We start from the raw sequence: 13,970 nt of genomic DNA on the forward strand, positions 1-13,970 counted from the left end.
TCATGGACCTTGTAACCACGACCGGGGCGTCGTCGTGGGGCCCTCGGCGACCGCTTACGACGGCAGGGTCTGGCGAGCACAGGCGACCTTCGCCGCGGATGACCACGGCATTGTCGGCCACACCGCGATGCGGCCGCAGTTGGAGACGTACGACAAGGTCGACGGCATGGACCTGCTCTGGTCGATGAGGCCGCCTTCCGGCGACCCCGATGAGGAATCCTTCGCCCCCGCTACCCGGATCTCGCTCCCTGGTGCGACGTACGGGCTCGCCGACCCTGAGGCGGGCCGAAAGGCCATCGCCGTCAGACGACGTAAAAGGAGAACGCGCTGATTGGCACATCCGTGCAAGAGCGCGTACGCCGTCCTGCACGTACCGCTACTGTGTGCAGGCCTTCGTCAGTTCGCCCGCCGAGTCCTTGACCGGGCTGAGGTCCGGACTCTTGTCGCCGTTCTTGATGGACGCGCTGACGTTGTCCACGGCCTGGCCGAGGTCGTCCACGGCCTTGTTCACGTCGACGTTGTCGGTCTGGTGGCCGATTGCCTTCAGCTTCTTGTTGATGGGGGCGAAGTAGGTGTCGGCCTTGGAGGGGTCGAGCGCCGCGTCCCGTGCCGACTGCTGAAGGTCGGAGACGCTGTCCGCGATGGCATTGGCGGTGCGCACGCAGTCCAGCGTCCGGTGGGCGGCGTCGCAGCCGGTGGCCGTGAGTCCTGTGGCGATGGCGATGGCGGCCACGGTGGTGACGGCCGTGGCGCGGCCTTGGCGTAAGCGACGGCTGGGTGTCATGACGGCGTGTCCCTTCCTCTGATACGACCGGCGGGCGCACGGTGTTGTCGGACGGGGCGCCCGAGCCCATGGTGCTGCGGGCGGAGGTGCCATGGTTGTCCTGTCCACGCGGTCTCGACCGGAGTTTTCCTGCGTCTTGAGCGGGACGAAGACAGGTTCGACGATGGCTTTGCGGCGGCTGCAGGCGGCCTTGCCCTGCTTGATCCGCAGCTTGCGGGCGATGCGCTCCTTCAACGTCGCGTCCTTGGGGATGCGTCCGAGGGGTGCGGGTGGGACCTCACAAGGATGGGCAGAGGTGGCACCTACAAATCTGCCGGGCGGGTAAACCCGTAGGCGCGCTCGACCTTGGCCACGTGGAGCGAGAACGAGGCATACCAGTGCTCGCGTCCGTGGGCCCGGGCCACGGCGTGCTCCGCGTGATCCCGCCAAGCGGCAATCGAGTCCTCGTCCCTCCAGTACGACACCGTGATCCCCAGGCCATCCGCACCGCGAGCGGAATCGACACCGAGGAATCCCGGCTGGTCGGCAGCCAATTTCAGCAACCGCTCGTCTGTCTCCCCATAGCAGTTGTCGCCAGCGGTCCGCACGGCGGTGAACACCACGGCGTAGTAGGGCGGGGCGGGCAGCGACGCGGGCGCAGGTTCGGTCACGAAGGTCCTCCAACAGACGACACCAGCAGTATCGCCTCAAACGATCTCGCCCACCCATCTGAACTCACAACCCTGCTATCCGGTTGCTGACCCACGCTCCTGGCGCGCCACGCGGTAGCGGAGGTAGACGACTCTCGAGCTGAAGGTGCGGGTCTCGACGAGTTCGAGATCCACCCGGCGCTCGCGCTGGGGGAAGAACGGAATGCCACCGCCGACCAGCACCGGGTGGACCATGGCCCGGTACTCGTCGATCAGACCCAATGCGGCCGCCTCGGCGGCGAGGGTCGCGCCGCCGATCGCGATGTCGCCCTCCCCCGGCTCGGCTCGCAGCCGCTCGATCTCTTCCGCCAGACCGCCGGAAGCCAGGTGGGCATTGCCCTGCACCGCCGACAGCGTGGTGGAGAACACCACCTTCGGAAGCGGCTTCCAGAGCGCGGCCCACTCGAGCATTGAGTGGTCGAGCGACGGATCCTGATCGGCGGTCTCCCAGTACAGCATCGTCTCGTACAGCCGTCGTCCCAACAGGTGGACGCCGACCTCGCGGATCTCGTCGATCCAGAAGCGAAACACCTCCTCGTCGGGCGTCGTCCAGTCGAATTTGCCGTCCGGCCCGACGATGTGGCCGTCAAGTGAGACGCTCATCGAATAGGTCACGCTGCGCATCAGAAGCCCTCCTCGGTGACGGGTTCGACAGTACGACCGCCGGACCCTACAAAACTCATCGCGGCTCGCGGGATCCTGCTGGGCCGAGTCACCTCACGACTTCATTGAGCTGCGGGCTTCGACCACGCCGTCGGTGTGCAGCAGGAGACGGTCACCGGGGACGAATGGGTAGCTCTCCGCTTCGACAGGCGGAACGGTGCTGAAGCCTCGCCATAGTGCGCGGCCTCCCGGAACGCACCCAGCACGGCTGCGGCCAGGCGCACGGCGGGCAGCCCCTTGCCGCGGACGTCTCCCACGATCATCCGGACGCCGTACCGGGTGTGCACGGCCTCGTACAGATCGCCGCCGATCTGCGCGCCCGTCTCTGCCGCGAGGTACTTGCTGGCCATCTGGACGGGACCGAGCCGGGGCGGCACAGGCCGCAGCAGAACCCGTTGTGCTGCCTCGGCGACCCGGCGAACCTGGTTGAGCTCGCGCCGTCTGCGCGTGCGCACTGCACTACTCATGGCGACACTGGCCGCCGGCACTACGAGGAGGGAGCACGCCGATCGCGGTGCCCATGTTGATGCCCCAGTAGCCGAACGGCCCGTCGCTGCCGATCTCCGCGAGCTTCTGGAGGGCGTCCAGGGCCGCCAGGTACTCGGGCACGACGAGCCCCGCCAGGTGGGCGTTGTAGCGGACGACGACCGGGCCTGCCGGCTCGCCCGCCGCCCTCACCCGGAACAGCTCGGCGATCTCCTCCTCGTCGTGCTCCGTGCGCGGCCGGTCGCCGTGACCAGGCGCGTCGATGACGGCGACGTGGAAGCCGCTGCCGGTCACGAGGAGGCGCCCCCGGCCGGCCAGCGCCGGGCGGTTCTGGTGGTTACCGCCAGCAGCCAGGCGGTGGAGAGCGGGTAGGTGGCGTCAGCGACCTCGTTGAGGAGTCCTTCGCGGGTCCAGCGGCCGAGCTGGACGCAGAAGCTGTCGTAGCGGGTGGTGATCCCGAGGGCTGCGGCACGGTCGCGGGCGTGCCGGACCGGACTGGGTGCGGTGCGCATGATCCGCAGGACCTGGTTGTGTCGTCCGCCAAGTGCGGTGGCTGGGGATCAGGCTGGCTGGCTGAGCGCGGAGATCTACTGCGAGGCTGGTGACATTCTTGCTTGCCAGAGGGCATCCGCTGGTCGGATGCGCCGGATGGCGCGAGGTCGAGCGGAGGCCCGAAGAGGTATCCCGGGGCGGGGCAGGTTCGCCGACATCCACACCGCGGCCAGGCACGCCGGCGCAGTGGCGGCCAGGCACGCCGGGCCAGTCGGGGCGTGGCTGTCGCCGACCGGGCGCTGGATGTCCACCGCGTAGGTGGAGAAGGTGGTGAAACCGACGAGGACACGGATGCCGTGTTGCGCGTCAGATCTTGACGGCGGTGTGCCGCGCCGCTGGTCGAGCTCGTCGCCAACGCCATCACCGGCCGCGTCCTCGGCGTCGCTCAGATCCATCCCGACTGGTGGAGCGACAGGTAAATGTGCAGATACCGAACCGGGTTTCCACACCGCGGGGAATGGCAGCACAGGACGCAAGATGAGATGATCGGCATGTTGCGTCCGATCTGGAACGGCACGGTGCCCACTCAGGCACCCCGCGCGAAGGTGGTTGGGGCGACAGGTATTTCTGGGCGGGGTCCCTGCGCCGGGAGCACTTCCTCGACAGTCCGCCCCACGACGGTGTGCCCGCGGACACGGGTCGCCCGCTACCACACCGGTGCGCATCGACGGCCGACTCAACCCGGCGTAGCCCGGTGCTGCCTCCTCGCCGGCAGCATCAGGAACCACGTCGGAAGGGCGTGATGGCTGGAGCCCCCGAGTAGGCGTCGTACGCCGTAGCACCACGGGCGGCCGCGAGGTCGGCGCGCAAACTCCGCCGGGGCCCTGCCCCAGTGCCCCGCCTGTGGAGAGGAGACTCCGATGGCCAGGACCGCGGTCGAGCTGTCCGCCGGGGGGAGCCTGGGTGCCATCCAGGTGGGCATGTTGCCGGCGGCGGCCGACCACGATGTCGACCTGCTGGTGGGTACGTCCGTGGGGGCGGTCAACGGAGCCCGCCTCGCCGGGCATCCCGGGCGGCGGGGGGCAGAGGCGCCGGCCGACCTGTGGCGGGCCGTGCGCCGTGACGACATCTTCCCCGTCCAGCCCATACGTGAGCTGCTCGCTCTGACCGGCCGGGGCAGCCGTCTCGTCGCCGCCGATCCCTTCCGGTGGCTGCTTGAGCAGCCTGCGGGCGTCGGGCGTCTGAAGGGCGCCGCCTGCCAACTGTGCTTGACGGCCGCCGAGGTCACGACCGGCAGGCAGGCGGTGCTCTCCCGCGGCCCGGTCGTCGACGCGGGGATGGCCGGCGCCGCGGCACCCGGAGTGTTTCCTCCGGTGCGGTTCGCGCAACGGGACCTGATTGACGGCGCAGCGGCGAACCGCACGCCGATCTCGGATGCCGTGGAGGCCGGAGCGCAGACGGTGTACGTGCTGCACGCCGGCTACGCCTGCGCGCCGGCCACAGGACCCGGGTCGGCCCTGGGCATGGACGTGCACGCGCTCACGCTGATTCTGCAGCAGTGTCTGCTGGTCGACGTCGCCGCGTACGGTTCCCCGGTTGCAGATGCAGGTGGCACCGCCGCTGTGCCCGCTGGGCATCTCCCCGGCCGCTTTCCGCCACAACCGCGAACTCGTCACAGGCGCCCAGGAGAGCACCCGCAATTGGCTCGCCGACGGAGCGCCCAGCGATCCGCCGTACCTGCAGACGCACGCGCATCAATGATCGGTTGCGGCCTTCGCGGGCAGCCGACGTCAGGGTGAGGAGGTCCGGCAACTCGGAGGTGTTCCGGATGGAAAAAGGCTCTTCGGGGTCGGCCGTCGACGGGCGGCCGGAGCGCCACGACGGGTACGCGCCGCTGCGGGAGTACGCGGCCATCGGGGACGGCCGCACCGTCGCGCTGGTGGCCCGCGACGGTGCCGTGGACTGGCTGCCGGTGCCCGATCTGGACTCCCCGACGGTGTTCGCCGCGGTCCTCGACAGTCAACACGGTGGCAGCTGCACGCTGCGGCCGACCGTGCCCTGGACAGTGGCCCGCCGCTACCTGCCTGGCACCAACGTGCTGGAGACCACCTTCACCACCGCCCTGGGCGCGGTCCGTGTCACCGACGCGATGACGGTGCCGGACGCCCGTCTGGCGCCCATGCGGGAGCTGCAGCGCAGGGTCGACGGGCTGTCGGGAAGCGTGCCGATGCACTGGAGCGTGTCCCCCCGCTTCGGCTACAGCAGCGGCCCGACGCGCATCCGCACGCGGGCAGGAGCCCCGGTGGCCTCCTGCGGGGCGGACGCGGTCGCGGTCTGCACCTGGCAGGCCGGCCGGCCGCAGTGCACCGAGTCTGCGATCAGCGGCCGCTTCGAAACCCGGACGGGGTCCCGCGCACTGATCGCCTTGTCCTTCGCCCACCAGGAGCCGCTGATCCTCCCCTCGTGTGACGCGTGCGACGCGCGCCTGGTACACACCTGCGCGGCCTGGCGCCGCTGGCTGGGCGAGCGTGCCTGTGGCGGGCCGTGGCAGCAGGCGGTGGAGCGCAGCGCCCTGGCGCTGAAGCTGCTGGTCTTCGCCCCCTCGGGCACGATCGCGGCAGCCGCCACGTCCTCATTGCCCGAGCAGATCGGCGGGATCCGCAACTGGGACTACCGGTTCTCCTGGATCCGGGACTCGGCCTTCACCCTGGAAGCGTTCCTGCGGCTGGGCTGCGCCCGCGAGGCGCACGCCTACTTCTGGTGGCTGATGCACGCCACCCAGCTCACCCATCCGCGCCTGCGCGTGCTCTACGAGCTGGACGGCGGCGCCCGCGCGATTGAGCGCACGCTGCCGCTCCAGGGCTACCAGGGATCCTCGCCGGCCCGGATCGGTAACGCAGCCTCCGACCAGCTGCAGCTGGACACCTACGGTGAGCTGCTCCAGACCGCATGGCTGTACGCGCAAGCCGCAGGACGGCTGGACGCCGACATCGCCCGCCGCGTCGCAGAGATGGCCGACCTGGTGTGCAGGCTGTGGCGGGAGCCCGACGCGGGGATCTGGGAGGTCCGCAGCCGCCCGCTGCACTTCACCCAGTCCAAGATGATGTGCTGGGTGGCCCTGGACCGCGCCACACGCATGGCCGACCTTCAGCTCGTCTCCGCCCGACACGCCGACCGCTGGCGGCACGAACGCCAGGCGATCAGGCAGTTCATCGAGACCCGGTGCTTCAGCGACCGCAAGCACAGTTACACCCGCACGGCCGGCAGCGAGGAGGTGGACGCCAGCCTGCTGCTCGGCCTGCTGTACGGCTACGCGGACCCCGGCCGGCCGCGGCTGCGCGGCACGGTCGAGGCCATCCGCCGCGAGCTGGCCCACGGCCCGTTCGTCCACCGCTACAGCGACGCCGACGGCCTGCCCGGCAGCGAGGGCGCGTTCCTGGCCTGTTCCTTCTGGCTCGCCGAGGCCCTGGCCGACTGCGGACGCGTCACGGAAGCCGCCGACCTGATGGACCAGCTGATCACGTTGGCCAACGACGTCGGCCTGTACAGCGAGGAGATCGACCCGGCCGACGGCGCGTTCCTGGGCAACCTGCCGCAGGCCCTCAGCCACCTGGCGCTGATCAGCGCCGCCTGCACCCTCACCGAACGGGACCAGCGATGAGTGTGACAGCAGCGCTCGCGGGCGGGTTCCTCGGGACCCTGGTCCTCACCACCATGTTGCGGGCGGCGGGCGAACTCAGGCTCACCCGCATCGACCTCCCCTTCCTGCTCGGCAGCGCCTTCACCGCCAACCGCACCCGCGCCAAGGCCCTCGGTTACCTGCTGCACTTCACCATCGGACAGCTCTTCGCCCTCGGCTACTACGCCCTGTTCATTGCCCTGGGCCACAGCAGCTGGTGGCTGGGGACGCTGTTCGGACTCGCCCACGGCGTGTTCGCCGGCACCGTACTGGTCAACATCCTGCTGCCCCTGGTCCACCCCCGTATGGGCACCCCCCTCACCAGCGCCCCCGATGTGTCGCTGCTGGAACCTCCCGGCTTCCTCATGCTCAACTACGGCCTGGCCACCCCGATCGTCACCCTCGTCGCGCACCTCGCCTACGGCGCCGTCGTCGGCGCCTTCACCTCCCTGAGCGCATAGCCGGCCCGGGCTCGGCGTGGCCGCGGCGTCACCGCGCCTGCCGACGTCCACGCCGGGCGGCAGCCTCAGGCCGGACGCCCGGCGAAGACGGTGAACCCGAGCGGGCACGTGACGCCCTCGGCCGCCGCGCCGACTATCGCCGGTGCAGGCGGGCGTACACGGTCATCTATCGAAGCGACCGGAAGCCCGCGCGGAGCTCTCCGACGAAGAGGTCCGGCTGCTCCCAGGCAGCGAAGTGACCACCCTTGGGCAGCTTGTTGTAGTGGACGAGGTTCGGGTATGCCTGCTCCGACCAGCTCTTGGGGGCCTGGTAGAGCTCGTCGGGGAAGACACTCACGGCGACCGGGAGCTTGACGCCCTTCGAACCGAAGAACGGAGTCTTGTTCTCCGCGTAGAGGCGGGCCGCGGAGATCGCCGTGTTCGTCAGCCAGAAGAGCGTGATGTTGTCCAGGACGTCGTCCCGCGTCAGGCCCTCACTCACTCCGTTGAAGGACCGGGTGATCAGCTCCAGGCTGGCCTTGTCGTGGTCGAGCAGGAAGGCCGCCAGGCCGACCGGCGAGTCCGCGAGCGCGGTCAGCGACTGCGGGCGTGAGCCCATCATGTAGGCGTAGTAGACGTGCCGGTACACGAAGTCGAGCTGCTCGACGGCACGCTTCTCCTCGTCATTGGCCAGAACGACGTCGGACGGCAGCGGGTTGCCGGCGATGACGGCCTGCTCGATGGCGGGCGGAATCACCTTGGGCATGTTGGTGTGGATGCCGACCAGGCCCTCGGGCTCCTGCACGCCCATGAGGTCGGTGACGACCGCGCCCCAGTCGCCACCCTGCGCGACGTACTTGGTGTAGCCCAGGCGCTTCATCAGCTCGCCCCAGGCGCGGGCGATGTGCTCGGGGTCCCAGCCCTTGGAGGCCGGCTTGCCGGAGAAGCCGTAGCCGGGCATCGACGGGATCACCACGTGGAAGGCGTCCGAGGCGTTGCCCCCGTGGGCCGTCGGGTTCGTGAGCGGCTCGATGATCTTCAGCTGCTCGATGATCGAGCCCGGCCAGCCGTGCGTGACGATCACCGGCAGGGCGTTCTCGTGCTTCGAGCGGACGTGGATGAAATGAATGTCCAGCCCGTCGATCTCGGTGGTGAACTGCGGGTAGGAATTCAGCCGCGCCTCGACCTTGCGCCAGTCGTACTCCGTCGCCCAGTAGCGTGCCAGCTCCTTGATGGTGGCCAGCTGGGTGCCCTGGGACTGATCGGCGACGGTCTCTTTCTCGGGGAAACGCGTCGCCTCGATGCGCGCACGCAGGTCCTGGAGCTCCGCCTCGGGGAACTCGAACGTGAACGGCCGGATGGTCGTCGATGCGGAAGTGTCAGACATGTGGGGGTTGGTCTCCTTGCATTGTCGGCGACCCTGCGTCGCCGGCTCATCCACAGTCGTTCAGGTCTGCGTGCGTCGCCCCAGGGAAAACCCCGGGGTGTCCCCTTGGCCGGAACCCGGGGATGGACGATTCCCGTACAACTACGGAAAGCGCCCAAAAGGGAATACGGTCGAGGCAGCGCATCAAAGTGGCGCTCCAGGAAGATCAACCCATGGATGTACAGGCCATCGATTCGGGGGTCGCGCTACAGGGCCGGGGCCAGGAGCTGGCCGCGCTGGAGCGGGTCCTGGCCACAGCGCGGGCGGGCAACAGCGCGGTCCTGGTCCTGCGCGGCGAGGCCGGGATCGGCAAGACCGCGTTGCTGGACTACGCAGCGCGCCGGGCAATCGGGTTCCGCGCCCTCGGCATCGCAGGCATAGAGCCGGAGATGGAGCTCCCCTTCGCGAGCCTTCACCAGCTCTGCGCACCCTTGCTGGGCCGGTTCCACCAGCTGCCCGGTCCGCAGCGCGATGCACTGTCCGTCGCGTTCGGACTGCAGGAGGGCGAGGCACCGAATCGGTTCCTGGTGGGCCTGGCTGTGCTCGGACTGCTGGCCGGCGCCGCCGAGGACCGACCACTGGCCTGCCTCGTCGACGATGCGCAGTGGCTGGATGAGGAATCCCTGCGGGTGCTGGTATTCGTGGCCAGGCGATTGGTGGCCGAATCGGTAGCCTTGATCTTCGCCGTGCGGGATGCCGATGACGGTCGTGAGCTGGTCGGTCTGCCGGAGCTGATCATCGAGGGCCTGAGTGAGCGCGACGCGCGTGCCCTGCTGGCTTCGGCGGTCCACGTGCCGCTCGACCCGCTGGTAAGGGACCGGATCGTCGCCGAAACACACGGCAACCCGATGGCCCTGCTCCAACTGCCGCACGCGCTGGCGCCCGCCGAGCTGGCGGGCGGCTTCTGGCTTCCCGGCAGGCGCCCCCTGGCAAGTCACATCGAAAGCGCCTTTCACCAGCAGTTCCGATCGCTTCCGGCGGACAGCCGGCGTCTTCTGCTGACGGCCGCGGCCGAGCCGACCGGAGATGTGGATCTGTTGTGGCGCGCAGCCGGTCTGCAGGGGATACCGGTGGACGCCGCAGCACCGGCCGAGGCCGCGGGACTGGTCGAGTTCGATACCAGGGTGCGATTCCACCACCCCCTGGTGCGCTCGGCCATCTACCGGAGGACGTCCGCGCCGGGACGCCGGGCGGCGCACCGGGCGCTGGCAGAAGCCACCGATCCCCACCTTGATCCTGATCGCAGGGCCTGGCACCGTGCTCATGCCGCCAACCGGCCCGACGAGGGCATCGCCGTCGACCTGGAGCGCTCGGCCGGCCGGGCCCAAGGCAGGGGAGGAATCGCTGCGGCGGCCTCGTTCCTGCGACAGGCGACGGAACTGACTCCTGATCCCGCACGCCGCGTCGGCCGTGCGCTGGCCGCCGCTCAGGCCCACATCGACGCAGGCGGAGCTGACCAGGCCCACACCCTGCTGGCCGTCGCGGAGGCCGGCCCACTCGACGATCTGCAGCGCGCCCGACTCGAGCGGCTGCGAGCCCGGCTGGTGTTCTCCCAGGTGCGGGGCAGCTCAGCGCCGCGGCTCCTGCTCGACGCCGCAAACCGGCTGGCACCTCTCGACGCCGCCCTTGCCCGCGACACCCTGCTGGAGACGGTCGGCGCTGCGATCTTTGCCGGCCGTCTGAGCGACGGACCCGGGCTGCGGGAGGTGGCCGAGGCAGCCCGCGCCGGACCGCCGCCGCAGACGCCGCCGCGGACGGTAGACGTTGTTCTGGACGGCATCGCCAGCCGGATCCTCGATGACTACGGCCCCGGCGTTGCCGCCCTCAGGCATGCACTGCACGTCGTCCGGCAGAAGCAGGAGACCGGCGCGACGGATGCGGACAGGCACTGGCTGTGGCTGGCGTTCCGTGTGACACCCGAGCCTCTCGCACCTGAGCTGTGGGACGACGACGCGTGGCATGAGCTGGCGCTGGGCGCCGTCGGCCGCGCCCGCGAGGCGGGGGCGCTCGCCGTCCTCCCGATGGCGCTGACCTACCAGGCGTGCTCCCACGTCCACGCCGGCGCATTCGACACCGCAGCGGCTCTGATCGACGAGGCCACGGCGGTCTCGGAGGCAATGGGCGGCGTACCCATGATGTACACGTCGCTGGTGCTCGCTGCCTGGCGAGGACAGGCCTCCAAGGCACTGGAACTCATCGAGACCACCATCGAAGAAGTGCGTCCCAGGGGTGAAGGGCGCGTCCTCGGCCTGGCCGAGTACGCGACCGCTCTGCTGTACAACGGACTCGGCCGCTACGACGCCGCGCTGGCAGCCGCGACGCGCGCATGCCAGTACGAGGATCTGGGCTTCTTCGGGTGGGCACTGGCCGAACTGATCGAGGCGGCCGCCCGCAGCGGGCAGCCGGAGGCCGGCGAGGCGGCGCTGGACGATCTCACCGAGCGCACACACGAGACCGGTACCGAGTGGGCCCTGGGCGCAGGGGCCTGCTCGCGCGCGCTGCTGAGCGACGACCAGGCCGCCGACGCGCTCTACCGGGAGGCGATCGAGCGTCTTGGACGCTGCCGCATCGCCGTCCAGCTCGCCCGCGCCCACCTGCTGTACGGCGAGTGGCTGCGGCGCCGGAACCGCCGTCAGGACAGCCGTACTCAACTACGCTCCGCCTACGAGGCATTCAGCCGGTTCGGAGCCGACGGCTTCGCCGAACGCGCCCGCAGGGAACTCCTGGCGACCGGAGAAACCGTACGCAAGCGAACGGCCGGCGCCGTCGCCGAACTCACCAGTCAAGAAGCCCAAATCGCCAGGCTGGCCGGAGACCACACCAACTCCGAGATCGCTGCGCAGTTGTTCATCAGCCCTCGCACGGTGGAGTGGCACCTCGGCAACGTATTCGCCAAGCTCGGCGTGAGCTCCCGCAGGCACCTTCGCGCAGCGCTGTCTCCTCCGAGAGCGGGGAAGCCGCTGGCCTGACCGTCGCTTCGGAGTGATTGCGCGCGAGCCATGCTCAGAACCTGTGGATCGGGGCGCCGTCGGTGCCCGGCATCCGGATGTCCAGCAGGACCAGGTCGGGGCGGGTACGGCCGACCGCGTCGATCCCGTCGGCCGTGAGGATCATGCCGAAGCCGGTGCGGACCAGCGCCTGGTCGCCGGCGATCACTACGCGCGGGGCTCTCGTCACGCGGGCTGCTCGACGGGGATGACGGCGCGGACCTGGAAGCCGCCGATGGGGCGCTCGCCGGTCTGCAGGGTGCCGCCGTGGGCGGCCAGACGCTCGCGCAGGCCGTCCAGTCCGCGCCCGTCGCGTTCCGGCCGCGTACTCCGCGATGTATCCGGGCCGCTTGGCCACAGTGCGGCCGTCGGCGGTGCGGTACCAGGACGTGCAGGTCGTCCACACCGTGCCGGCGAAGCGAGCCTGCAAGGCGTGAGGAATCAGTGAGGCTGCGGCAGGTTCCGACCCGGCTCATGCAGCCCGGCCCGCTGCACCAGCGCACGTGCTCGGCAGGACTGCTACGCCTCCACGTACGCGGCGATCGTGATGGACTGGAGAGCAGTGACGTAGTAGATCACCCGGGCCCGTCAACGTCGTCGGTGTAGTCGCGCAGCAGGGTGTCCGGCACGGGGGTGCCCAGCTCCGGTTTGACGCTGATCGCGACGATCGCGCGGTCCAGGCGGTGCGTCTCGGCCGCCGTCAGCTCGGACAGCTGGCGCAGGGATACACACCTCGCTCACTGACCAAACACGGACCAGCCCCCTCACGGGGGGAGAACTGGAACAGGGGCCTCACACGGTGCGGGATACGACCGCACCGAGACGCCTGACCGGCGTGCATCCGGCCCGGCGCGCGCTACGCCGCCGTGTGCGAGGCAATCTCGCTCCGCCCACCGCAGATGTGACCACGGTGGTCGAGCAGGCACCGGGTCGTCACATGGGTTTCAGGATCCTGGCAAGTGCATCCCTCAGTTCCGGGGTGGTGCGCCCCTAGCCTGGCAGAGGAGTTGATGCCCCATCAGTGAGGAGTGACTTGTCATGCACCGCCGATCCCTGCTTCTCTCGGGACTGGGTGCCACCACGGCCGCCGCCACTGCCCTCACCGGGGCCGCGCCGGCGCCGACCACCGACCGGACAGAGCAGAGCCGCGACCGCAACGGCGGCCTTCCCGCCGCGCAACACCGCCAACTGACCCTGCTGGTACAGCAGTACCTTGCCGACCGGGCGGCCCGGGTGACCGCGGCCCGGCCGGCGCCGAACCAGGCCGCGGCCCTCCCCCTCACCTCCGATCTGGTCCGCGACTACCGCAGTGACGCCGACCGCCTCGACGGCGTCCGCGACCGGACCGCCGCGTTGCACAGCGGCTACACCCGCGCCCGCACCACTGCCGAGCTCACCGATGTCCGCGTGCACGGTGGCACCGTCACTGCCCGAGCGGTGGAACACACCGCGCTGTACTTCGCCCGCACCGCGCCCGGCTCCCCGGCAAGCACCCGCTACCGCAGCGCGCACCACGTGGTCTTCCACCAGATCAACGGCGCCTGGGCGCTGGCGGGTTGCCGCTACCTGCCCACCAATGCATACTCGCGCCCGCTGACCCAGTTCCCCGAGTCGATTCCGGAGCCGATGCGCCTCCGGGTGGTACCGAACGCAGTCCCGCAGGCGGGACGGCGCCCGGCCAAGGCCGATCCGTCCGGCCGGCAGTCCGCTGCCAAGCCCGCGGACGGCGGCTACGACTACAGCGCCATGATCTCCTACGCCGAGCAGTGGTGGAACGACCGCAACTTCCTCGCGTACCCGGTCTACGACGACGACTGCACCAACTTCATATCGCAGTGCCTCGTCACCGGCGGCTGGCTGACCGAAGGCTCCTGGCCGGACAATTCCCGCGACGACAACTCCTGCTGGTACTGCTACGGGTTCTTCTACAACACTTCCTACACCTGGGCCGGCGCCGAGAACTTCTTCGTGTACGCCACCCAGAACTCCAAGCGCACCACCGTGCTCGACAACGCCTATGACCTGACCCCGTCGGACATCCTGCAGTACAACTTCTCCCACGCCCCCAACGACATCCAGCACACCCAGATCTGCACCGGCTGGAACGAATCACCACTCATGACCCAGCACACCGACGACTACGCCGACCGCCCCCTCTCCGAGATCCTGTCCGATCCCGCCAACGGCAGTGCGTGGCTCTACCCCCTACAGACCTGAGGGCCATCACACAGGCACACCGTTACGTGCTCAGTCTCAGGGTGGCTGTGTCCCCTCAGCGAGCCGGCCAGCGACGGTTGGGAAAGGCCGCTGGCCGACGGTGTGTG

General features: G+C 69.8%; 11 protein-coding genes and 3 pseudogenes. 6 read left to right on the forward strand and 8 right to left on the reverse strand.

The features are described from left to right. The first annotated feature begins 34 nt into the window (after positions 1–34). A complete protein-coding gene (locus ACWGJ5_RS36845) occupies positions 35–331 on the forward strand; it encodes an acyl-CoA thioesterase/BAAT N-terminal domain-containing protein (protein WP_453313985.1) in 297 nt (98 codons plus the stop codon). Positions 332–376: 45 nt separating this feature from the next. Here ACWGJ5_RS36845 and ACWGJ5_RS36850 read toward each other — a convergent pair whose 3' ends face one another. From ACWGJ5_RS36850 to ACWGJ5_RS36875, 6 genes and pseudogenes are all read right to left on the reverse strand, one after another. Continuing rightward, the gene (locus ACWGJ5_RS36850; protein WP_453314031.1) at positions 377–784 is read right to left on the reverse strand and encodes a hypothetical protein; all 408 of its coding nucleotides are present in this window, start codon (positions 782–784) and stop codon (positions 377–379) included. Positions 785–1,086: 302 nt separating this feature from the next. After that, the gene (locus tag ACWGJ5_RS36855; RefSeq protein ID WP_453313986.1) at positions 1,087–1,434 is read right to left on the reverse strand and encodes an antibiotic biosynthesis monooxygenase family protein; all 348 of its coding nucleotides are present in this window, start codon (positions 1,432–1,434) and stop codon (positions 1,087–1,089) included. Positions 1,435–1,509: 75 nt separating this feature from the next. Then, positions 1,510–2,097, reverse strand: a complete 588-nt coding sequence (locus tag ACWGJ5_RS36860) for a dihydrofolate reductase family protein (RefSeq protein ID WP_453313987.1) — start codon at positions 2,095–2,097, stop codon at positions 1,510–1,512. 212 nt (positions 2,098–2,309) lie between these two features. Then, a pseudogene (locus tag ACWGJ5_RS36865) lies at positions 2,310–2,630 on the reverse strand (PP2C family protein-serine/threonine phosphatase); the annotation flags it as partial. 7 nt (positions 2,631–2,637) lie between these two features. Beyond that, positions 2,638–2,967 (reverse strand): annotated as a pseudogene (locus ACWGJ5_RS36870) (alpha/beta hydrolase); the annotation flags it as partial. Continuing rightward, positions 2,913–3,134, reverse strand: coding sequence for a hypothetical protein (locus ACWGJ5_RS36875; protein ID WP_453313988.1), 222 nt, complete (start codon positions 3,132–3,134; stop codon positions 2,913–2,915). The gene ACWGJ5_RS36875 and the pseudogene ACWGJ5_RS36870, both read right to left, overlap by 55 nt. A 900-nt stretch (positions 3,135–4,034) precedes the next feature. On the opposite strand from ACWGJ5_RS36875, the gene ACWGJ5_RS36880 reads away from it, so the two are divergent. Genes ACWGJ5_RS36880 through ACWGJ5_RS36890 form a run of 3 tightly spaced genes read left to right on the forward strand, consistent with a single transcriptional unit; the run spans position 4,035 to position 7,254 of the window. Continuing rightward, complete coding sequence (locus tag ACWGJ5_RS36880) at positions 4,035–4,913, forward strand: patatin-like phospholipase family protein (RefSeq protein ID WP_453313989.1); 879 nt, start codon at positions 4,035–4,037, stop codon at positions 4,911–4,913. A 29-nt stretch (positions 4,914–4,942) separates the two neighbouring features. After that, positions 4,943–6,775, forward strand: coding sequence for a glycoside hydrolase family 15 protein (locus ACWGJ5_RS36885; RefSeq protein WP_453313990.1), 1,833 nt, complete (start codon positions 4,943–4,945; stop codon positions 6,773–6,775). Then, the gene (locus ACWGJ5_RS36890; RefSeq protein ID WP_453313991.1) at positions 6,772–7,254 is read left to right on the forward strand and encodes a hypothetical protein; all 483 of its coding nucleotides are present in this window, start codon (positions 6,772–6,774) and stop codon (positions 7,252–7,254) included. The genes ACWGJ5_RS36885 and ACWGJ5_RS36890 overlap by 4 nt, the downstream gene beginning before the upstream one ends. A gap of 166 nt (positions 7,255–7,420) precedes the next feature. Here the strand turns inward: ACWGJ5_RS36890 and ACWGJ5_RS36895 are convergent, their stop codons facing one another. Next, positions 7,421–8,620 carry an epoxide hydrolase family protein gene (locus tag ACWGJ5_RS36895; protein ID WP_453313992.1) on the reverse strand — a complete coding sequence of 400 codons (1,200 nt, stop codon included), beginning with the start codon at positions 8,618–8,620 and terminating at the stop codon, positions 7,421–7,423. A 122-nt stretch (positions 8,621–8,742) separates the two neighbouring features. Between ACWGJ5_RS36895 and ACWGJ5_RS36900 the strand changes: the two genes are divergently transcribed. Next, complete coding sequence (locus ACWGJ5_RS36900) at positions 8,743–11,628, forward strand: helix-turn-helix transcriptional regulator (RefSeq protein ID WP_453313993.1); 2,886 nt, start codon at positions 8,743–8,745, stop codon at positions 11,626–11,628. Between the two features lie 55 nt (positions 11,629–11,683). On the opposite strand, the pseudogene ACWGJ5_RS36905 reads toward ACWGJ5_RS36900, so the two are convergent. Further along, positions 11,684–11,836, reverse strand: a pseudogene (locus ACWGJ5_RS36905) (DNA-binding response regulator); the annotation flags it as partial. Between the two features lie 848 nt (positions 11,837–12,684). On the opposite strand from ACWGJ5_RS36905, the gene ACWGJ5_RS36910 reads away from it, so the two are divergent. Next, the gene (locus ACWGJ5_RS36910; RefSeq protein ID WP_453313994.1) at positions 12,685–13,863 is read left to right on the forward strand and encodes an amidase domain-containing protein; all 1,179 of its coding nucleotides are present in this window, start codon (positions 12,685–12,687) and stop codon (positions 13,861–13,863) included. The last annotated feature ends 107 nt before the right edge of the window (positions 13,864–13,970 follow it).

The sequence above is a fragment of the Streptomyces sp. NPDC054783 genome (assembly GCF_053611725.1).

Excerpts from the sequence above, each read along its gene's own strand:
- ACWGJ5_RS36875 (WP_453313988.1), bottom strand. The coding sequence starts at position 3,134 with ATGCGCACCGCACCCAGTCCGGTCCGGCACGCCCGCGACCGTGCCGCA.
- ACWGJ5_RS36880 (WP_453313989.1), top strand. The coding sequence starts at position 4,035 with ATGGCCAGGACCGCGGTCGAGCTGTCCGCCGGGGGGAGCCTGGGTGCC.
- ACWGJ5_RS36900 (WP_453313993.1), top strand. The coding sequence starts at position 8,743 with ATGGACGATTCCCGTACAACTACGGAAAGCGCCCAAAAGGGAATACGG.
- ACWGJ5_RS36895 (WP_453313992.1), bottom strand. The coding sequence starts at position 8,620 with ATGTCTGACACTTCCGCATCGACGACCATCCGGCCGTTCACGTTCGAG.
- ACWGJ5_RS36885 (WP_453313990.1), top strand. The coding sequence starts at position 4,943 with ATGGAAAAAGGCTCTTCGGGGTCGGCCGTCGACGGGCGGCCGGAGCGC.
- ACWGJ5_RS36850 (WP_453314031.1), bottom strand. The coding sequence starts at position 784 with ATGACACCCAGCCGTCGCTTACGCCAAGGCCGCGCCACGGCCGTCACC.
- ACWGJ5_RS36860 (WP_453313987.1), bottom strand. The coding sequence starts at position 2,097 with ATGCGCAGCGTGACCTATTCGATGAGCGTCTCACTTGACGGCCACATC.
- ACWGJ5_RS36910 (WP_453313994.1), top strand. The coding sequence starts at position 12,685 with ATGCACCGCCGATCCCTGCTTCTCTCGGGACTGGGTGCCACCACGGCC.
- ACWGJ5_RS36890 (WP_453313991.1), top strand. The coding sequence starts at position 6,772 with ATGAGTGTGACAGCAGCGCTCGCGGGCGGGTTCCTCGGGACCCTGGTC.